An 18,940-nucleotide genomic window follows, 5' to 3' on the forward strand; every position below is an offset into this window, starting at 1 on the left:
AGACTAAGGGTATTTCCGAACCTTCAGGTCAGTTTCCATGCATCCCGCCGCCGAACATTCCCCGCTGGGCAAATCCAGCGAATACATTGCCACCTACATGCCTTCGTTGCTATTCCCCATCCCGCGCACGGCCAAGTGGGCCGAACTGGGGGTAACCGCCCAGACCCTACCGTGGCACGGCGTGGATTACTGGAACTGCTTCGAGCTGTCGTGGCTGCTGCCGTCCGGCAAGCCCGTGGTGGCGATAGGGGAGTTCGCCATCCCTGCCGATTCGCCGAACATCATCGAGTCGAAGTCGTTCAAGCTTTACTTGAACTCACTGAACCAGACGGTGTTCGCCACCATTGGCGAGTTGCAGGCATGCCTTGAGAAAGACCTGTCGGCTGCCGCTGGCAAGCCTGTGAGCGTGCAGGTGCGCACGCTGGCAGAAGTGGAGGCGCAAGGTGTGGTTGCGCTGCCGGGGCAGTGCATTGATGCATTGGATGTGACCATCAGCAACTACGAGCAGCCGCAGCCAGAGTTGCTGCGCTGCAACCCCGAGCGTGTGGTGGAAGAAACCCTGCACAGTCACCTGCTCAAGTCGAACTGCCCGGTGACCGGCCAGCCGGACTGGGGGAGTGTTGTAGTTGAGTACAAGGGCAGGGCGCTGGACCATGCGAGTTTGCTGACCTACCTGATCAGCTTCCGCCAGCATGCGGACTTTCATGAGCAGTGCGTGGAGCGGATCTACCTGGATTTGAAGAACCTGCTGCAGCCGGAGCACCTGACCGTGTACGCGCGTTATGTGCGCCGGGGTGGGCTGGATATCAATCCGTACCGTAGTACTGGGGCGATCAGCCCTGAAAACGTGCGGCTGGTGCGTCAGTAAGGTTCGAGTGATTGGGGCCGCTTCGCGCCCCTTTCGCGACACAAGGCCGCTCCTACAGAAGTACTCGCGCTTCTGTAGGAGCGGCCTTGTGTCGCGAAAGGGGCGCGAAGCGGCCCCAGCTATTACTAAATACCCATACTGTGCAGCGAGTTGGCAATGCTGCGCAGGGTGGCGGTAAGGTCGGGATGGTCGGCCTCGAAACGCTCTATGGCCAGGTTCACACCATCGACCAGGTTGTTGTCTGGCGTCGCTTCCTCAAGCTTGAGTTGCGCCTCGATCTGTCTGGCTTCCTCATGCAGCGCGGCCAACTCCTCATCCGTAAGCGGTATGTTTCGATCCAGTTGCTCGCGCAAGCTGTTCAGGCGCTCTTGCAATTCGCGGGCAGGCATTGGCTGTTCTCCATCAATGGCTTGGCAAGGCATGGACCTCAGCGAAGCGGCAAAGGTTCGCACCTGTCTTCTAGCGTAATCCACTCGCCGTTGCTTTGCATGATCCGTGTCAACGTTGCTGTGTCAGGGTTTTTCGCCCTTGCGGCGGCGCTGGGCGATGTCGGCCAGGCAGGTGTCCAGCGCTTCGAGGTGGTCGATCACCGAGTGCACGCCCAAGCGGAATAGTTCCAGCGTGGCCTTGCCCCGCGCCAGCTCCTGCTGCTGCGGGGTCATGGCTTGCCATTGCTGCGAGCCGAGGTCGCAGGATGGGCTGCAGGCGGCCAGGCCGATGGTCCACAGCCCGGCGTTGAGGCCTGATTGCAACAGCCGCGGCTCGCCGCTTACCAACACGCAGCCGTCCAGGCGTTGGCTGTCCAGCGCCATCAGTGCCTGCCAGCAGGCGTTGGGCGCGGGCAATCGCACGCCATTGGTCGCGTGCCCCGGCAACCAATCCGGCAGCACGCTGGCCAGGCGTTTGCCCTGAGGGCTGCTCAGGTCATCGAGCCAGATGCATGGCACCTGACGGCGGCGCAGGCCAGCCAGGGTGTCGAGGGCGCCGGGGGCGGGCAAGGGGCTACCATTGGCAGCCTGGACCAGGCAACCACGCAGGCCGAACAGCACGGCGGTGAAGGCAGGTGCATCATGCATGGCAACGTCCCTAAATACACCGCAGGCTATTGAGCGATTGTTACGTCTCTGTGACTCGTAATGGCTGCTCACAAATATTTAGGAAAAATGTGTAAAGGTGTTTATCAGCTCGCAAGCCTCTATACTGCCGCCTTACCTGCGGCGCATGCGTTGCGCCTGCGGCCGAGAAATTCGATGGAGAAACATCTATGCGTAGGATCGGTGCCGGTGTGATCGAGCGAGTCACCCAGGCCTGTGTCTGTGCCAGCTTGCTGCTGGCACCTGTGGCGGCTACCCAGGCGGCCACCGAGGATGATCCCTGGGAGGCGGTCAACCGGCCGATCTTCCGCTTCAACGATGTCCTCGACACCTATGCCCTCAAGCCGTTGGCCCAGGGCTATCAGGCTGTCACCCCCCAGTTCCTCGAAGATGGCATACACAATATCTTCCGTAACCTGGGCGATGTCACCAACCTGGCCAACAACGTGCTGCAGCTCAAGCCGCATGCGGCGGGCGTTGATACGGCGCGGCTGATCGTCAACACCACCTTCGGCCTTGGCGGCTTCTTCGATGTGGGCACCAAGATGGGCCTGCAGCGCAGTGACGAAGACTTCGGCCAGACGCTCGGTTACTGGGGCTTGCCCAGTGGCCCGTACGTAGTCATTCCGCTGCTGGGCCCGAGCACCGTGCGCGATGGCCTGGCGAAATACCCGGACGGCTACACCAAGCCGTACCGCTACATCGATCATGTGCCGACCCGCAACTCTATCTTCGCTCTGGATGTGGTCGATACCCGGGCCAGCCTGTTGTCGGCAGAAAAGCTGATTCAGGGCGACAAGTACATCTTCATTCGCAACGCCTACCTGCAGAACCGCGAGTTCAAGGTCAAGGATGGTGAGGTCGAAGACGACTTTTGATTCATGCGTGCATGAAAAAGGCGACCTTCGGGTCGCCTTTTTCGTAACAGATCAATGCATGGCCAAGATGCGCAGGCCAAATTTCTGCTGCCCGCCGGGTTGGTCGGCGATCCAGACCACTTCGGTGCTGGCATGCAGGCCTTTGAGGGCAGGGTGGTCGGAGTCGATCCGTACCTCCAGGGTGTCGCCTACCTCGAAGCGCTGCGGTGCGCGCACCTGCATGCCGCTACTGGACAGGTCCAGACATACCGCTGCGATCACTTGGCCGGCATGCAGCAGGCTGACTTCGGTGTCGATGCGCATGCGAATGAAGTCGCGTTTCTCACTGTGGTTGGAGGGCGTGTTTGGCATGCTGCATCCTTCTCATCGGGTTGCACAGGTCGCATTCTTATAACTCTCGGTGATTTAGCCTGTAAAGAGCACCAGACTCGACCCATGCATGCTTGAAACGCCTGGCGGATGGGAGTACCGTCTGCGCCTTACACAGTACCTCTGCCGGTTGCCTGGGCCGTGTTCTTGGCCTACAACTCAAGTAGAGTGTTACCACAGAGTATTCCAGCAGTTGGATGTCAGCCTTGCAGACGCCCCTGCACCAACCTAAATCGGCGCCGTTCGCCCACATGCAGAAAATCAGTGCAACGCTGCTGATCATCGATGATGACGACGTGGTCCGTGCGAGCCTCGCCGCCTATCTGGAAGACAGTGGCTTCAGCGTCCTCCAGGCCGGTAATGGCCAGCAGGGGCTCCAGGTCTTTGAAGAACACCAGCCCGACCTCGTGATCTGCGATCTGCGCATGCCGCAGATGGGCGGCCTGGAATTGATCCGCCAGGTCAGTGAGCGCGCGCCGCAGTTGCCGGTGATCGTGGTATCGGGTGCCGGCGTGATGAGCGACGCAGTCGAGGCCTTGCGCCTGGGCGCCGCCGATTACCTGATCAAGCCGCTGGAAGACCTAGCCGTGCTCGAACATTCGGTGCGCCGTGCGCTTGACCGTTCGCGCCTGGTGGTGGAAAACCAGCGTTACCGCGACAAGCTCGAGGCTGCGAACCGTGAACTGGAGGCCAGCCTGCACCTGTTGCAGGAGGACCAGACTGCCGGTCGCCAGGTGCAGATGAACATGCTGCCAGAGAGCCCCTGGGTTGCCGGGGAGTTTGCCTTCGAGCACCAGATCATCCCGTCGCTGTACCTGTCAGGCGACTTCGCCGACTATTTCCGCGTGGATGAGCGGCGCATCGCTTTCTACCTCGCCGATGTCTCCGGGCATGGCGCGTCGTCGGCTTTCGTCACGGTGCTGCTGAAGTTCATGACCACCCGGCTGATGTTCGAATTCAAGCGCAACAGCAAACTGCGCGAATTCAAGCCTTCCGAAGTGCTCGGCCACATCAACCGTGGCCTGATCAACTGCAAGCTTGGCAAACACGTGACCATGGTCGGTGGTGTGATCGATGAAGAAACCGGCCTGCTGACCTACGCCGTGGGCGGCCACTTGCCGCTGCCGGTGCTGTATACCCCAGGCCAGGCCCGCTACCTGGAAGGCCGTGGTCTGCCGGTAGGCCTGTTCGATGAGGCAACCTACCAGGACCTGGTGATGGAACTGCCACCGCAGTTCAGCCTGACCCTGATGTCAGACGGTATCCTGGATCTTTTGCCAGGGGACACGCTCAAAGATAAAGAGGCCGCCTTGCCGGACATCGTCAAGGCAGCGGGTGGTAGCCTGGATGGGCTGCGCCAACGATTTGGATTGGCTACGCTTGGGGAGATGCCGGATGATATCGCCCTATTGGTGTTAAGCAGGAACCTTCAATGAGTACCGGTAGAATCCAGTTCGCCGAGCAAAGCGGTACCTTCGTGCTGAAATTCGTCGGTGAAGTGCGCCTGACCTTGTGTTCGGCGCTGGATGCGACGATCGAGAAAATATTCACCGCGCTGAATTTCTCGGCCATCGTCATCGACCTCACCGAGACCGAGAGCATAGACAGCACCACGCTGGGCCTGCTGGCCAAGCTGTCGATCCTGTCGCGGCAAAAGGTCGGCCTGCTGCCGACCGTGGTCACCACCAACCCGGATATTTCGCGCCTGCTGCAGTCGATGGGCTTCGATCAGGTGTTCAACATCGTCGATCGCCCGGTGCCGTGCCCGGAATGCCTGACCGACCTGCCATCCCAGGACCAGAACGAAGATGTGGTGCGCTCCAAGGTGCTGGAGGCGCACAAGATTCTGATGGGCCTGAATGACTCCAACCGTGAAGCCTTCCATGACCTGGTGAATGCGCTGGAGCGCTCCTGATCCGCCGCCTGCCTGCGTCCTTGGCGGTTGAACTCGCAAAGGGCCAGATCAGCTAGTTCGGCCGGGCAAACTCCGTAGCTTCACCCCCCTTTGCATCCAGCTGAAACACCCGTGCCGGGCGCCCCTGTTCATCGAAAAATACCTGCCCCAGCCCCGCACCATTCCATAGCCTTTCCCCGGCCTTGCTGTGGCTGGGTGTGCGCGGCACCACTTCCATCTCCCGCCGCCGGGTGAACCAGTTCAGCGGCGAGCGCGGCGAGTAGAGCCAGCGGTTGAGCCGGTCCAGCACGTCCAGCAAGCGGCGAGGGAACTCATTCTTGATCCCGCTGCTGGTGACCTGCCATAGGTGCGGGCTGCGCTGGCGATGGCGAATCAGCACCTCGTACACGAACGAATAATGCACGTCCCCTGACAGGATCACGTAGTGCCCCGGCGTGCGCGAGTGGCGGAAGATATTCAGGATCACCTGGGCGGCACCGCGGTGGGCCATCCAGTTCTCGGCATCTACCAGCAGCGGGTGGCCCAGCCAGCTGAACACTTTCTGCACCGTCTCGATCAGCTTGACACCAAAGATCGGCGCCGGTGACACGATGATCGCCGAAGGGTGGTCCAGCAAGGCTTGCTGCAGTTCGCTCAACGCCTCCCAGTCGAGCAGGCCGGAGGGTTTGGCCAAGTCGCTTTCGCTGCGCCAGCGGCGTGTGCGGGTGTCCAGTACCAGAAGGGGCGGGTTGCTGGGCAGGCTGAACTGCCAGCCCTGAAAGCGCAGCAGCTCACCGATCAGGTGGTCCTGTTGCTGGCTGTCCAGTTGTGGGCTAGCTAGTGCCTGGCATTGCCCGACCATTGCCTTGCAGCCTTGCGGGTCGTTGCCCCAGGCCTGGCACAGCAGGTAGCCGAGGAGGGCATTGCCGATGATTCGTCGCGAGAATGGGTGGCCGTAGGCTGTTTCCTCCCACTGCGCCGAGAGGTTCCAGTCATCGGTGATGTCGTGGTCGTCGAAGATCATCAGGCAAGGCAAATGCGCCATTACCCGGGCCACCTGGCCCAGGTTGTCGGCGAACGTCTGCACCAGCGGCAGTTCCTTGCGGTAGCGCGCCTGGTGCGGGTCGGCAAGGCCCGCAGGCATCTCGAGCTCTACCAGTTGCCAAGGTGTTGGTGACCAGACCAGCAGGTACATGGCCATGACCTCGGCGAACGTCACCAGATGGTTGTCGGCATTGCTTGAGGAGAAGATCGGTTTGCGCTTGCCGCCGAAGAATCGCTCGCGCAGGGTTTCGTTGCGTTCCTGGGCCGGCAGCAAGTCGGCGCGGTGGTAATAGCTGGCCGGGTGGTCATAGAGCGACCTGCTGTCGGCCACGACCGCGCCGTCCAGGTGTTCATCGAACAGGCCAAGGCGCTCGATCAGCGAATGAATGGCCCGTAGCATCGGCCCTGCTACATCATCGGCGTAGACTTGGTCGCCGGTCATCAGCAGCACGGCCGGGCGCTCTTCGGGGCGCGTACAGGCCTGCAGCAGCCGGTCGGCGCAAAGCAGGCCATCGGCAGCGGGGTGGTGCGGCTTGCGGCAAGAGCCGTGCAGTAGCTGGTCCAGGCGGTCGCGCAGCACCAGGCTCGGGCGCCGGCGCCCTGGGTAGAGCAGGTGCGGCGCCCAGCCAGCGATACCTTGGCCGTTGATCAGCAGGTCGTATTCGAGTTCGACGTTGCTGGGCAGCGGTTGGGCAAAGTGGATGTCCAGCAGATGAATGAAGGCGTGCTGGCCGATCGGTACGACCTGGCAATCCACCTTGGCCGCGCCGTCCAGGGTGAACTCGGGCTGCAAGGGTTGGCTGCCGACCAGCCAGATGGCCAGGCGCTGAGGCTCCAGGCGGCGCAGTACAGGGCCGGCGAGAACAAGGGGCAAAGGGGAGGAAGTCATGGACAGCTCTGGTGGCTAATCGGCCCATTCGCGTCGAACCGTCGCGAAGGGGCCCTTGAATTCAAAACGCTTTTTGAACGGCTAAAGCAAAGCGGGCGGAAAATGCTGAACATTCACCGCCCGCCTGGCAAACCGGATATGTATCAGGCTTTGTCAGCCATCAGCTTTTCCAGCTTCTCCTGGTCACGGGCGAACTGGCGAATGCCCTCGGCCAGTTTCTCGGTGCCCATGGCGTCTTCGTTCATGGCCCAGCGGAACTGGCTTTCGCTGAGCACCTGCTTGGCCTCGCCGGCATCGCCCGGCTTTAGCACCTGCGGCAGCTCGCCCTGGTCATCGCTCAGTTGCTGCAGCAGCTCCGGGCTGATGGTCAGGCGATCGCAGCCAGCCAGTTGTTCGATCTGGCCAATGTTGCGGAAGCTGGCGCCCATGACCACGGTGTTGTAGCCGTTGGCCTTGTAGTAGTTGTAGATGCGTGTGACCGACTGTACGCCCGGGTCATTGGCACCCACGTACTCCTGGCCGGTGCTTTTCTTGTACCAATCGTAGATCCGGCCCACGAACGGCGAAATCAGGAACACACCGGCATCGGCGCAGGCCTGGGCCTGGGCGAAGGAGAACAGCAGGGTCAGGTTGGTCTGGATGCCTTCCTTCTCCAACTGCTCGGCGGCGCGGATGCCTTCCCAGGTGGAGGCCAGCTTGATCAGCACGCGGTCTTTGGGAATCCCGGCGGCCTGGTAAAGCTCGATCAGCTGGCGGGCCTTGCTCAGCAGTGCCGGTTCGTCGAACGACAGGCGCGCATCCACTTCGGTGGAGATGCGCCCAGGGATCACTTTCAGAATGCCAGCGCCCACCGCCACCGCGAACTTGTCGCACGCCAGGTCGACATTGCCCTTGGCATCGCTTTTTACCTGCTTGAGCAGGTCGGCATAACCCGGGATAGCGGCAGCCTTTAGCAGCAACGAGGGGTTGGTGGTGGCATCGACCGGCTTGAGGCGGGTGATGGCGTCCAGATCCCCGGTGTCGGCGACCACGGTGGTGAACTGCTTGAGTTGTTCCAGCTTGGAAGTCATGGCGTGCTCTGTCCTGTGCGATGTCTCGACATTACCCGAGCCCCGACGGCCGCTCAAGGGGCCAGTGGGGCGGTGGCGAATTGTCTGGGGTGATGATTCGAGTCACCAGCCAGCACGAGGTTCCCCACCACCTTGCAACACTGCAGCAAACCCCGCACAAGCAGGGCGATACCTTCAAGAACAGCACCGTCCCTGTGAGCGGCTTGCCGGCGATAGGGCCCGCCCATTCACCTCACCGCCCCTGCAACAGCTCCGCGGCCTGGTCGAACACCACCAGTGGCTCCGGCGCCTTGTGAATGTCCGCCGAAAGCAACTGCCGGAACCGCCGCGCCCCCTTGAACCCCTGGCCCAGCCCCAGAATGTGCCGGGTGACGTGGTGCATTGCGCCCCCGCTTTCAATGTGCGCCACGATATAAGGCCGCAGCTTGGCCATCGCCTCGCTACGGCTGACCACCGGCGCATTACTGCCAAACAGCACCTGATCCACCTCAGCCAGCACATACGGATTGTGGTAAGCCTCGCGGCCCAGCATCACCCCATCGAAGGTCTCCAGGTGCGCCTTAGATTCCTCCAAGGTCTTGATCCCGCCATTGAGTACAATCTCAAGGTCCGGGAAATCTGCTTTCAACTGCGCAGCCACGTCGTACCGCAGCGGCGGGATCTCGCGGTTCTCTTTCGGCGACAGCCCTTCGAGAATCGCGATGCGCGCATGCACGGTGAAACTGCGGCACCCGGCGTCACGTACCTGCCCGACGAAGTCGCACAGCTCGGCATAGCTGTCACGGCCATTGATACCAATACGGTGCTTCACCGTCACCGGCGTCGACACCGCATCACGCATGGCCTTGACACAATCGGCCACCAGCGCCGGGTGGGCCATGAGGCAAGCGCCGATCATGTTGTTCTGCACCCGGTCGCTCGGGCAGCCGACGTTGAGGTTCACCTCGTCATAGCCCGCTTGTTCGGCCAGGCGCGCACAGGCCGCCAGGTCGGCCGGCACACTACCGCCCAGCTGCAGGGCAAGCGGATGCTCGGACACATCGTGGCGCAGGAAACGGTGCGCGTCGTTGTGCAGCAGGGCGCCAGTGGTGACCATTTCGGTGTAGAGCAGGGTGTGCCTGGAGAGCAGGCGCAGGAAGAACCGGCAGTGGCGGTCGGTCCAGTCCATCATCGGGGCTACACTAAATTTACGATTCATAAAGCCTTGTATTTAAAGGCCTCCAGCATGTGTTCGTGCTATCGAGCGTGTACATTTCCGGGCCAAAAAGAAGATTTTGGTATATCTGAGATACACGCCGTGTGCAAAAAAGTATGCGTCGGGTATGGGTTAATGAACATTGAGTGAACACAAGTATGGCTTCGATCCAGCGGCTCCCCAGTGGAAAATGGCGCGCCCTCATCCGGAAAAAGGGCATCACCCCTATCAGCGCAACGTTCGAGACCGAAAAGCTTGCGAAGGAGAGGGAGCGTCAGCTTGAAGAGATCAAGGCTACAGACAGGACGGCGGCCCCAAGGGTTCAGCTGTCGCTCATTATATCGATGACTAACTCGATTACATACAGCGCGGGGGCACCCTTCAGCGGAGCTTTCTGTTTATCTACAAGGCGGTGTAGAAGAGGGTTGGCAAATCGGCAGCGAGCGGCTTTGAAAAGCTCGGCAACTGGTATCTGAGGGTTTTGCCAAATCAGGAAGCTTTTTTCAGCGTTTTCCTGGAGCACCAATGATTGGCGCGCTGATGTCCATGCCTAAGGCAAAAGCTGCCACGAGGCCACTCTCCGCACAGAGCCCCTTGGGTTGATAGTTGTGCGGTCTGGTGTCAACGGAACAAACATCTTTTGAGCTCAGTGGACACAGCCTGCCACGACGGGGCGTTTGGTGAAATTTGCTCGGGTTGGGCAGGGCGCTTGTTCAAGTGCTCTGGGCAGCCTGATGAAGCTTTTTCAGAAACAGGATGAGGAAAACCGCAACAGCCAGAAAGCTATCGCGGTTGTACTGCGTTTCAGCGGTTAGCGTCGGCCAAGCCACCCTCAATGAAGCGAACGGAACTCTCCATAGCCTGCTGACCTTCTGGCAGCATGCTGGCGTAGAAATGCCAAGCGTGGAACATTGCTGGCCATACTTCCAGGTTGACGCGAACGCGGTTATCCGCGAGGTGAGTTGCAAGGCGCATTGCATCACTCAACATCAGCTCGTTCTCGCCGATCTGCACCAAGATTGGTGGAAGACCGGTGACGTCCGCGAACACAGGTGAGGCCAGTGGATGATTGGCCAATGTGTCGCCTAGGAATGCTCTGGCGAGAATGTCCAGGACAGGCTTGGAGTTCAGAGGATCCAGACCCTCACGGTTGCTCATGGAAGCCCCGGTGTGTTCAAGGTTCGCCCATGGCGAGATGGAGGAGCCAACCGCAGGCAATGGAAGCCCTTTCGATTTAGCCGCAACCATGACGCTGACAACCATTGCGCCGCCAGCCGACTCGCCAGAGAAAGCAATTTTGTTAGCCGGGATTTTCTGCTCAAGCAACCACTCGTAGGCGCGCAGTGTGTCGTCAATAGAGGCTGGGAACTTGTGCTCAGGGGCAAGGCGATAGTCCGGCATGTACACGCGAGCACCGAGCATTTTCGCGTAGTTGCCGCCGATGCCGTGGTAGCCGTCTGGACGACCTACAATGTAGGCGCCGCCGTGGATGTACATCACTACTGCGTCAGTCTTGATCTCGTCCGGGGTAACCAGTGTGCCGGGTACGCCACCCATGTCGACTGCTTCGAATTTAACGCCAGCTGGCGCTGGATTTTGCGCGAGCATTTTTGCGTAGGAGTCGCGGATGACGCTCATTTTTGTGGTGGTATCGATTCCCTTGAGAACGGGTACCAGATCGCTAAGGCTGTTGGCCCAGGTTTGGACGGCTGCTTGGACTTTCGTGTTCATATTGACCTCAATTGATCGTTGGGAGTGGATTAGCTAATTGAGATATTATGCTTAGTATTGGGGAATAGGGTTCCCCATAACTGGTGCTAAGCCGCCCGAACGTTGAGATCACTGAGGCCGTATGGAACTCCACAACCTGAACGATATCGCCGCGTTTGTAAGCTCGGTAAACGCTGGAAGCTTCACTGCGGCGGCAAAACAGCTTGGCCTTACGCGCTCTGCAGTGGGGAAGTCGATAGTCAGGCTCGAGGCTCGTTTACAGGTACGTTTACTGAATCGCACTACGCGCAGTTTAAGCATGACGGATGACGGCCAGGTTCTGTATGAGCGCTGTGTGGGCGTTCTTCAGGATCTGGACGACGTGGAGGATGCCCTTGCGTTTCGTCGTTCGACTCCCAGTGGGCGACTGCGGATGAGTTTGCCGGTTGCGCTTGGCAGACTTCATGTCCTTCAACACATTGAGTACTGCCTTAAGGATTGGCCCTCCCTGAGCGTGGATATCACCTTTTCTGACAGGCTGGTCGATTTGATTGACGAGGGATTTGATTTGGCCATGCGCATCGGGCCACCGAAGGAAGATTCTCGGTTGTTAACGCGCACTGTGGCCTACCAACAAATGATTACCTGCGCTTCCCCCACATATTTGGCTGAGCATGCCGAGCCTAAAACGCCTGAGGATTTAACCGGGCACCAGTGCCTGCATTTCGTGAGCGGTGGGAGATTGCTTCCTTGGAATTTTCGCGTGAATGGTAGCGCTGTGTCCGTTACTCATGGTGGAAGGCTACAGATGGACAGTGCTGAGTCATTACACCAGTCAGCTGTAGCTGGCCTGGGCATCGCGACTCTTCCTTCCTACGTGGTGAACGACGATTTGAGGAGCGGCAAGCTTGTTCAATTGCTCGCTGGGTATGCAGAGGCCGCAGAGCCTATTCGGGTGATCTACCCTAGCAAGCGGCACCTCTCTCCAAAAATTCGACTCTTCATCGATAAGCTCGTGGAGGCTTGGTCACCATGCCCACCATGGGAGCAGCATTCTGCGGAACGCATTCACTCTGTCTGACCCGTGAGCGAAGCCCGCGCGGCTAGTCGATACCTAACATATGCATCGCATATTCATTTCACTTGAGCATCGACTTCCAGGCGTGAGCACTGCGCCCGTGTTCAGCTCATCTGCCGAAGGGGCCAGTACGTCAGGGGCTTAGTGCGCCGGTGTTTTTCGCATCCTCAATAGGATTGGCGCAGATGCTCATGAATGCGTTTCGTAGGAGCTACTGGCGCTCCTTGCTGGGGAAGTGACCGTGCAGACCGCTTGACAGCGGTCAAATATCAGACTAAAAATGAAGCGCTTCATAAATATCTCTTTCGAGAATAAATACAAAAATATAGTCGTGAAAAGATCGCATATTTTGTTGGCTGAAGTCCGCAGACTGCGAGAATGAAACGATTCATATTTGCCGTTTTCCTAGGCAAATCTGGAGATCATGATGGTCACTGCATCATTAGCCTGCGCTCGGTCAAGCACGTGGGCAGCCCTCGCCACTCTCTTATCTAGAGTCACCGACCGCTCCGGCGCGGGGGCACTGGCTTCGCCACGCAAATCTCCTAACACCACCCGCTTACATGAACCCGAAATTTTCGGTGAGCCAGTGCGGCATTGGACGCGTGTGAGCATCACCGCGTCTTGTTTCTGTTTGTTCAGCGCGGGGAATTTGGCATGACGAATCTTCGACACACAGGACGCACAGTTCTTATTACCGGGGCAGGAGGGGGCATCGGTGCCTCGATTGCCCGGCTGTACTGCGAGGAGGGCGCGCGGGTTGCCTTGGTAGACTTCGACGAACAGTCAGTTTCTGAGCTTTCCCAGCAACTCTGTACTGCCGGACATTTGGTGGCTTGGGCTAAAGCTGACGTCGCAAATTTTGATCAATGCAGTCGAGCCTGTGCTGAGTTTAGCGAGCAGCTCGGCCCTATCGACACCTTGATCAACAATGCAGGCGTGTCTCCCAAACATCAGGGGGCACCCGCACCGATTTGGGAGATGGATCCCCTGGAGTGGGATCGGGTCGTCGGCATCAACCTCACTGGCTCGTTCAACTTGGTTAGAGCACTCGCACCGGGGATGGTCGAGCGTCGCTTTGGGAGAATCGTGAACATGTCTTCCGTTGCTGGCAGCGCATTTCTCCCTATCGTTGCGGCGCATTACAGCGCCACCAAAGCCGCAATTATCGGTTTTACCCGTCATCTGGCAGGTGAGCTCGGGCCTTATGGGATTACGGCAAACGCGCTGGCCCCGGGACGCATCGAAACGCCGCTTCTGAAAACCGTTTCTGCGCAAGCGAACCAGGCTGTTGTTGATGAGACTCCGTTGGGCCGTCTTGGAACGCCACTTGAGGTAGCTAAAGCAGCATGCTTTTTGACTTCAAACGACAGCGACTTCATCACGGGCCAAGTCGTGGATGTGGCTGGTGGCTGGTTGATGCGCTGATCCAGCCGGGCTCGTATTCAACGTAACGATTTATCTCACAGTTTTTCAGCAGCGGGTGATGGCATGGTTCGAACAATGGGTTTTCCTGGCCGATACGAGCAAGGGCCAGGCGCACTAAAGCAGCTTGGCAGAATCCTTTCCGATATGGGGCAATCGCGCCCTTTGGTCTTATGCGACGAGTTCGTCTCAAGGCATCTGTGGCCTGAGGTAGGGAGTGCATTGTCAGAGCATGGTTTCGAGGCGAACAGCATCGTTTTTCCAGGTGAATGCACTAAAGCGGCAATTGCGTCTCTCTGTGAGCGATCAGCAGATTACAGGCCAGACACCATCATCGCTTTGGGCGGGGGTAAGACAATTGACACGGCTAAAGGTATGGCTGCTCAGCTTGATGTCCCTATTGTCGTATGCCCGACCATTGCTTCCAGCGACGCCCCAACCAGCCGTTTGATTGTGCTTTACGACGAAGCGCACAAGGTCGTTGGTGTCGAGTACCTGAACATGAACCCCTCTGCAGTAGTCGTGGACACCGAAGTGATTGTCTGTGCGCCTGCAAGGTTTTTCGCCGCAGGCATCGGCGACGCCATCAGTAAAAAGTTTGAGGCGCAACAATGTCAGTCTGCCGGAGGCAATAACTCATTTGGTACTCCAGCGTTGAACACTGCATTGCTGCTAACAGAGGCAGTGTTTAAGACGCTTATGACCTACGGGTACAGCGCTTACCAAGCAGTAGGCCGGCACGAGGTTAATGATGATGTCGAGCGGGTTGTTGAAGGAACCGTCCTTATCAGTGGCGTTGGGTTCGAGAGTGGCGGCTTGTCGCTAGCTCATGCGCTTGTGCGAGGTCTTACGGCAATTCCTGCGATTACTTCCATGCTGCATGGTGAGCTTGTCGCATTCGGGACGCTGGTGCAGATGTCGGTCGAAGAGCGCCCAGACTCAGACATCCTAGAGGTCGCTCAGCTTCTGAATGATGTGAATCTTCCCGTCACCCTCGACGGCCTTGGCCAGACGTCTCCGTTTACCTCTGAGGAACTGGACATTGTTGTCCAGGCAACACTGGGTGCGGTTTACGCGAAAAATATGGCGCCAGCCCTTACCGCTGAACGACTCATCCGAGGACTCGCTCGTGCCGACGACCTGGGACAACGATTTGAACGTTTCAACTAACCGCTAATGCGGTACAGCTAATCCAATAATAAAAGAGGCTCAGAAAATGACAGACAAGACCGTTCCGCACATTCATGACTTGCTCAAAGACTCCCCTAAGAACTGGGGTAAGTGGGGGCCGGATGATGAGGTTGGCTCACTCAACTACCTCACAGGTGTCGAGGTGCTCCAAGGTGTCAAAGAGGTCACGCAAGGCAAGACATTTACTTTGCAGGTGCGGATGGCTGATCCTGCAGGTGACCCGGTCTGGCCTGGGCGCTCTCAGTCAAAGCGCATGAATATCATGGATCGTGGCCACTACAACTGCGGCAAGGGCCCACACTTTCCAGGCTCGTACGAGTTCGCCGACGATGTAATGTTTTTCCACCTTCAGGGTTCAACTCAATACGACGCGCTCGGCCACGTTTGGTACGACGACCAGATCTGGAATGGGTACAGCGCTGATACCACTATCGGCTCCCTGGCCAAGGCGAGCGTTGCTCCATTGGGTGAAAAAGGCATCGTTGGCCGAGGCATTCTGATCGACATAGCGCGCCACCGTGGCAAAGACGTGCTGGATGCAGGCGAAACTTTCAACCATGAGGATCTGATGGCTGCGGCCCGCGCTCAAGGCGTCTCTATCAACAAGCGCGACATTCTCATCATCCGCACTGGATGGATCGGCTCGTTTTATAAACGCGACCCGGAAGAGTTCTACAAAGACTTTATCGAGCCAGGCCTGACCTACAGCCCTGAGCTGGTAAAGTGGTTTCAGGAGATGGAAATTCCGAACATTGTCACCGACACCATCGCTAACGAAGTTACCGTCGATCCCGTGTCAGGGGTTGCGTTGCCGTTGCACAACGCACTCATGAGGAACTTGGGCATCACTCTCACTGAGATCGCTCAGCTTGACCCTCTCGCGGAGGACTGCGCTGAGGACGGTCAGTGGACGTTCCTGTACACCGCAGCCCCTCTAAAGGTCGTTGGCGGAACCGGCGCTCCTGTGAATCCGATCGTCATTAAATGAGTGTCTTTGCCAGGGGGCAGCAGAAGCGCTGCTCTCAGGTTTTTCTCTCCAACTAACGGCTCCCGAACGGCAGGCGGTTGGCTTATCATCCTCTGTGAAAAATCGAGGACGTTCTTCTGATCGTCCTGCCGCACTACGATCGAGGATGCTGAATCTCCAATGAAAAAAATCGAGAAACCGAAGCTCAAGGATGTGGCTGAATTGGCGGGCGTCTCGATGGGGAGTGCTTCAAGAGCCTTGGCTGTCCCGCACTTAGTGAAACCTGCAACGCTGGCCAAAGTACAAGCAGCTGTTCAAGAGCTTGGGTACGTGCGAGACGGGGCGGCGCGTGCTTTGGCATCCAGGCGCACGCACAGCATCGGAGCCGTTTTTCCTACTTTTAACAACCCTGCGTTCGCTGAAGCTGTCCAGGCCCTCCAGTTAAGGCTAACGGAGCTTGGGTATCACCTGATCATTTCTTCCCATGAATACGACCAGGCGCAAGAACTGGTAAACGTAAGGAACATGATTGAGCGGGGCGTCGAAGGACTACTGTTGGTGGGCACTGAACACAGTCCTGAAATTTATGAAGCACTAACTGCCGCCCAATGCCCATTCATTCTCATGTGGTCGCTAGATGGTGCTCATGACCATCACTGCGTGGGGTTCAGCAATGAGGAGGGTGGTCGATTGATAGCCAGGCACTTGCTTAGCCTTGGTCATCAAAGTATTGCCATGATCAGTGGAGTTGTTTCTCACAACGAACGGGCTAAATACCGTCTGAAAGGAATCACCGCTCAGCTACTCGAGTCAGGGATCGAGCTTTCAAGTGAACGGATTATTGAGCAGCCATTCACGATTGAGGGAGGGCGCGCCGGGCTGCGGATTGCTATGGAGCTTAACCCCAAGCCTACAGCCATTGTCTGCAGCACTGACCTCACCTGTATCGGAGCGTTGGCGGAAGCGCGTTCCAATGGGATCGACGTCCCCAAAGAACTATCAGTCAGCGGGTTCGATGATATCGAGTTCGCGGCTGCCTACGTGCCAGCCCTGACGACCGTCAGGGTGCCGACTTCGAAAATTGGTATCAGCAGCGCCAACAACATCGTTGCGCTGATCGAGGGGCGCCCACTTGCACGCCGCGAGCGCATACAAATCGAACTCGTCGTTCGAGATAGTACGGCGCCACGGCCGTTTTCAGGAAGGGACTAAACTCTTGGTGCTTCATTGGCATTGAACCAGCCTGGGCGGTACTCGCTCCAGGTCAGTTGCCAGAATCCCTCATGCTTGCGACGAAGTCGCATCCGGTAATGCGCGCCATAGAGAGGCGTGCCATCTTGCGTGTGTGAGTTTCCAGGAATGACTCTGCCGACAATCATTTCCGCTACACCCTTTTCCTCGTCGGACTTGATCTCCAGCACGTCCGCGAAATGCTGCATCCACGGCCAGGGCCTGCGAAATTCTTTGAAGGAGCCGATGATCGCGTGGCGCCCTTCAATAAGGCCCATCGGTTGGAAATCGCCAGCGGCGTCGTTGGTAAAGCAATGAGCAAGCAGCTGCATGTCAGCTTGATCCAGCGCCCATGAGTAACGAGCGTAGGTTTCAGCAATACATTCCGCACTGGTCACCGAAGCCGTTGAGTTAGGGAAAGCAAGCCATGGCGAATTCAGCTCGCTAACGATGGTCGGGGCTGGGTCGCCAATCCTCCATCCGTCGTCACCTGGTGGAAGCTGCCAGTGAATTGCAAGCGAGTAGTCCCCGGTTATCCAATTCAAGGCAATCAGCACGCTGTCGAGGCGCCAGGTGCCTGCTGTCTTTTTCATAGAGCCTGTGACAGTCATTCCAAATGCGAGCGTGGCCGACTTTTTGGCTTTGCTGATATGGCCATATGCGTAGAAACTGAAATTGGCGTCGGTTTCTCCACCACCCACATAGTGATTGGTTGCCTTCACTGAAAAGCCATCAGCCTTGGCACGGTCTTGCTGGAAAGCTCTGACAATCTTGCGTCCACCCTCATGAGCGGACATGTGGCTTGTAACCAGCTGGCAATTGTCAGTGAACATATCCCCAGCAGATTCCCAATAACCGCTCTCCCAGGCTTCCAGAAAGGTGGCTATAACGCCCTTAATGTCGGTGCGATCACTTGAGCCGGTCACTGGGTCACCTGCGAGACAGGTTGGCCTATGGGAAAGTGTGGCAGGACATACTCAGCCATCTCCTCCAGGACATCAGCGGCTGGTCGCTGCAGAGGTTTGATATTCAGTGCGACGTGTGAAACACCTTCATCCTGTTGCCGTTTCCAGAGATCCACGAGAGCATTACGCCCGATCCTTATTCCGTTGTAGCCGCGTTCCAGCGGTGTGCTCGGATCCTTCGCCAGATCGAAAAACGTCGCGTAGCCGTATGGTTTTGCATTGCCGGTCTGACTGGCAGAACGGAACTCGCGGATGAGGCCGGGCAAACGATTGAAATCGCTCAGATGCCAAATCCAGGCATCGGCATTATTGGCTATCCACTCAAGCGACTGACGGGCCCGGCCCACGACAATCATTGGGAGTCGAGGGCCAACTGGCTTGGGTACCATGTCTAGCAAGCCTTCCAGCTGGCCGAAAAGTTTGGTTGAGACGCTTGGGAAGCTGTTTTCAGTGACTGTCTTAATCAGCTCGAAGCCTTCCCGGTACCGTTCTTCTCTCGCTTCGAAATCAATCCCGAATGCTGGATATTCAATCGGTCGATCTCCGCTGGAGAGCCCTAACAAGAATCGTCCACCGGTGAGCTGGTCAACCGACACAGATTGTTTAGCAACGATCAACGGCTCGCGCAGTGGAAGAACGATTCCTGTCGTTCCCAAAGCAATTTTTTGAGTTACGGCTGCCAAATATCCAAGGTAGACGAAGGGGTCGATCATCTGCCCGGTGTCACCAAAGCTTGGATCGTAGAAGGGCACGTCCCTCATCCATAAACTTGCAAAACCAGCCTCATCTGCGATTCGAGCAAGGCGCTGATGATCCTGCAAAGTAGGGAACGGCGAATTTGGGTAGCCTTCCAGAGGCATGATGTATCCGAAGGTTAGGCCTTCGGGCTGGAACACTCGCGAATAGGCCGGGTGAGCTGCAAGCTCAGGACTGAGCTCAAGGGAAGGGCTGAGAGAAGTCATTGCTAAACCTCATTATTTTAAGCCGATTACTACTGTGTAAGCGGCTTTCAGATGAACAGGTCTGCATGGTAGTGAAGGTATTGGGGAAAATGTGTCCCCTCTGACGGGGCG

At 57.9% G+C, this 18,940-nt stretch carries 18 protein-coding genes; 9 read left to right on the forward strand and 9 right to left on the reverse strand.

What is annotated here, in order from left to right; genetic code table 11:
- Positions 1-37: 37 nt before the first annotated feature.
- On the forward strand, positions 38-868 hold the full coding sequence (queF, locus tag JET17_RS08555) for an NADPH-dependent 7-cyano-7-deazaguanine reductase QueF (RefSeq protein WP_012313582.1): 831 nt from the start codon (positions 38-40) through the stop codon (positions 866-868).
- A gap of 125 nt (positions 869-993) precedes the next feature.
- Here the strand turns inward: queF and JET17_RS08560 are convergent, their stop codons facing one another.
- Together JET17_RS08560 and JET17_RS08565 are read right to left on the reverse strand one after the other, a co-directional pair.
- Complete coding sequence (locus JET17_RS08560; RefSeq protein WP_012313583.1) at positions 994-1,257, reverse strand: DUF4404 family protein; 264 nt, start codon at positions 1,255-1,257, stop codon at positions 994-996.
- A gap of 123 nt (positions 1,258-1,380) precedes the next feature.
- Entirely contained in the window at positions 1,381-1,944 is a 564-nt protein-coding gene (locus JET17_RS08565; RefSeq protein ID WP_012313584.1) for a hypothetical protein, read from the reverse strand.
- A 188-nt stretch (positions 1,945-2,132) separates the two neighbouring features.
- On the opposite strand from JET17_RS08565, the gene JET17_RS08570 reads away from it, so the two are divergent.
- Positions 2,133-2,840: a VacJ family lipoprotein gene (locus JET17_RS08570; RefSeq protein WP_012313585.1), complete on the forward strand. Its 708-nt coding sequence runs from the start codon at positions 2,133-2,135 to the stop codon at positions 2,838-2,840.
- A 51-nt stretch (positions 2,841-2,891) separates the two neighbouring features.
- On the opposite strand, the gene JET17_RS08575 is transcribed toward JET17_RS08570, so the two are convergent.
- On the reverse strand, positions 2,892-3,191 hold the full coding sequence (locus tag JET17_RS08575) for a PilZ domain-containing protein (RefSeq protein ID WP_012313586.1): 300 nt from the start codon (positions 3,189-3,191) through the stop codon (positions 2,892-2,894).
- 269 nt (positions 3,192-3,460) lie between these two features.
- Between JET17_RS08575 and rssB the strand changes: the two genes are divergently transcribed.
- Positions 3,461-4,645 carry a two-component system response regulator RssB gene (gene rssB, locus JET17_RS08580; RefSeq protein WP_042111919.1) on the forward strand — a complete coding sequence of 395 codons (1,185 nt, stop codon included), beginning with the start codon at positions 3,461-3,463 and terminating at the stop codon, positions 4,643-4,645.
- The gene (gene rssC / locus JET17_RS08585) at positions 4,642-5,124 is read left to right on the forward strand and encodes an anti-sigma factor antagonist RssC (protein ID WP_012313588.1); all 483 of its coding nucleotides are present in this window, start codon (positions 4,642-4,644) and stop codon (positions 5,122-5,124) included. The genes rssB and rssC overlap by 4 nt, the downstream gene beginning before the upstream one ends.
- A 52-nt stretch (positions 5,125-5,176) precedes the next feature.
- On the opposite strand, the gene JET17_RS08590 is transcribed toward rssC, so the two are convergent.
- From JET17_RS08590 to JET17_RS08605, 4 genes are all read right to left on the reverse strand, one after another.
- Positions 5,177-7,036 (reverse strand): alkaline phosphatase D family protein, encoded by a 1,860-nt coding sequence (locus JET17_RS08590; protein ID WP_012313589.1) that lies wholly within the window; start codon positions 7,034-7,036, stop codon positions 5,177-5,179.
- A gap of 143 nt (positions 7,037-7,179) precedes the next feature.
- Positions 7,180-8,106, reverse strand: a complete 927-nt coding sequence (gene tal / locus JET17_RS08595; protein WP_012313590.1) for a transaldolase — start codon at positions 8,104-8,106, stop codon at positions 7,180-7,182.
- A 232-nt stretch (positions 8,107-8,338) separates the two neighbouring features.
- Entirely contained in the window at positions 8,339-9,304 is a 966-nt protein-coding gene (gene dusA / locus JET17_RS08600) for a tRNA dihydrouridine(20/20a) synthase DusA (protein ID WP_012313591.1), read from the reverse strand.
- Between the two features lie 801 nt (positions 9,305-10,105).
- On the reverse strand, positions 10,106-11,032 hold the full coding sequence (locus JET17_RS08605) for an alpha/beta hydrolase (protein WP_012313592.1): 927 nt from the start codon (positions 11,030-11,032) through the stop codon (positions 10,106-10,108).
- 121 nt (positions 11,033-11,153) lie between these two features.
- Between JET17_RS08605 and JET17_RS08610 the strand changes: the two genes are divergently transcribed.
- The 5 genes from JET17_RS08610 to JET17_RS08630 all read left to right on the forward strand — a co-directional run bounded on the left by JET17_RS08610 (position 11,154) and on the right by JET17_RS08630 (position 16,884).
- A complete protein-coding gene (locus JET17_RS08610) occupies positions 11,154-12,092 on the forward strand; it encodes a LysR family transcriptional regulator (protein WP_012313593.1) in 939 nt (312 codons plus the stop codon).
- A gap of 654 nt (positions 12,093-12,746) precedes the next feature.
- Positions 12,747-13,517 (forward strand): SDR family oxidoreductase, encoded by a 771-nt coding sequence (locus JET17_RS08615; RefSeq protein ID WP_012313594.1) that lies wholly within the window; start codon positions 12,747-12,749, stop codon positions 13,515-13,517.
- Positions 13,518-13,592: 75 nt separating this feature from the next.
- Entirely contained in the window at positions 13,593-14,684 is a 1,092-nt protein-coding gene (locus tag JET17_RS08620; protein ID WP_233100436.1) for a glycerol dehydrogenase, read from the forward strand.
- Positions 14,685-14,730: 46 nt separating this feature from the next.
- Positions 14,731-15,693 (forward strand): cyclase family protein, encoded by a 963-nt coding sequence (locus tag JET17_RS08625; RefSeq protein ID WP_012313596.1) that lies wholly within the window; start codon positions 14,731-14,733, stop codon positions 15,691-15,693.
- 159 nt (positions 15,694-15,852) lie between these two features.
- Positions 15,853-16,884: a substrate-binding domain-containing protein gene (locus JET17_RS08630; RefSeq protein WP_012313597.1), complete on the forward strand. Its 1,032-nt coding sequence runs from the start codon at positions 15,853-15,855 to the stop codon at positions 16,882-16,884.
- Here JET17_RS08630 and JET17_RS08635 read toward each other — a convergent pair.
- Together JET17_RS08635 and JET17_RS08640 are read right to left on the reverse strand one after the other, a co-directional pair.
- Entirely contained in the window at positions 16,881-17,828 is a 948-nt protein-coding gene (locus JET17_RS08635) for a nuclear transport factor 2 family protein (RefSeq protein ID WP_012313598.1), read from the reverse strand. The two genes, JET17_RS08630 and JET17_RS08635, sit on opposite strands and share 4 nt — an antisense overlap.
- Positions 17,825-18,829 carry an LLM class oxidoreductase gene (locus JET17_RS08640; RefSeq protein ID WP_012313599.1) on the reverse strand — a complete coding sequence of 335 codons (1,005 nt, stop codon included), beginning with the start codon at positions 18,827-18,829 and terminating at the stop codon, positions 17,825-17,827. Before JET17_RS08640 ends, JET17_RS08635 begins: the two co-directional genes overlap by 4 nt.
- Positions 18,830-18,940 lie beyond the last annotated feature (111 nt).

It is taken from the genome of Pseudomonas putida (genome assembly GCF_016406145.1).
Lineage (GTDB): Bacteria > Pseudomonadota > Gammaproteobacteria > Pseudomonadales > Pseudomonadaceae > Aquipseudomonas > Aquipseudomonas putida_E.

Excerpts from the sequence above, each read along its gene's own strand:
- queF (WP_012313582.1), top strand. The coding sequence starts at position 38 with ATGCATCCCGCCGCCGAACATTCCCCGCTGGGCAAATCCAGCGAATAC.
- JET17_RS08560 (WP_012313583.1), bottom strand. The coding sequence starts at position 1,257 with ATGCCTGCCCGCGAATTGCAAGAGCGCCTGAACAGCTTGCGCGAGCAA.
- JET17_RS08565 (WP_012313584.1), bottom strand. The coding sequence starts at position 1,944 with ATGCATGATGCACCTGCCTTCACCGCCGTGCTGTTCGGCCTGCGTGGT.
- JET17_RS08570 (WP_012313585.1), top strand. The coding sequence starts at position 2,133 with ATGCGTAGGATCGGTGCCGGTGTGATCGAGCGAGTCACCCAGGCCTGT.
- JET17_RS08575 (WP_012313586.1), bottom strand. The coding sequence starts at position 3,191 with ATGCCAAACACGCCCTCCAACCACAGTGAGAAACGCGACTTCATTCGC.
- rssB (WP_042111919.1), top strand. The coding sequence starts at position 3,461 with ATGCAGAAAATCAGTGCAACGCTGCTGATCATCGATGATGACGACGTG.
- rssC (WP_012313588.1), top strand. The coding sequence starts at position 4,642 with ATGAGTACCGGTAGAATCCAGTTCGCCGAGCAAAGCGGTACCTTCGTG.
- JET17_RS08590 (WP_012313589.1), bottom strand. The coding sequence starts at position 7,036 with ATGACTTCCTCCCCTTTGCCCCTTGTTCTCGCCGGCCCTGTACTGCGC.
- tal (WP_012313590.1), bottom strand. The coding sequence starts at position 8,106 with ATGACTTCCAAGCTGGAACAACTCAAGCAGTTCACCACCGTGGTCGCC.
- dusA (WP_012313591.1), bottom strand. The coding sequence starts at position 9,304 with ATGAATCGTAAATTTAGTGTAGCCCCGATGATGGACTGGACCGACCGC.
- JET17_RS08605 (WP_012313592.1), bottom strand. The coding sequence starts at position 11,032 with ATGAACACGAAAGTCCAAGCAGCCGTCCAAACCTGGGCCAACAGCCTT.
- JET17_RS08610 (WP_012313593.1), top strand. The coding sequence starts at position 11,154 with ATGGAACTCCACAACCTGAACGATATCGCCGCGTTTGTAAGCTCGGTA.
- JET17_RS08615 (WP_012313594.1), top strand. The coding sequence starts at position 12,747 with ATGACGAATCTTCGACACACAGGACGCACAGTTCTTATTACCGGGGCA.
- JET17_RS08620 (WP_233100436.1), top strand. The coding sequence starts at position 13,593 with ATGGGTTTTCCTGGCCGATACGAGCAAGGGCCAGGCGCACTAAAGCAG.
- JET17_RS08625 (WP_012313596.1), top strand. The coding sequence starts at position 14,731 with ATGACAGACAAGACCGTTCCGCACATTCATGACTTGCTCAAAGACTCC.
- JET17_RS08630 (WP_012313597.1), top strand. The coding sequence starts at position 15,853 with ATGAAAAAAATCGAGAAACCGAAGCTCAAGGATGTGGCTGAATTGGCG.
- JET17_RS08640 (WP_012313599.1), bottom strand. The coding sequence starts at position 18,829 with ATGACTTCTCTCAGCCCTTCCCTTGAGCTCAGTCCTGAGCTTGCAGCT.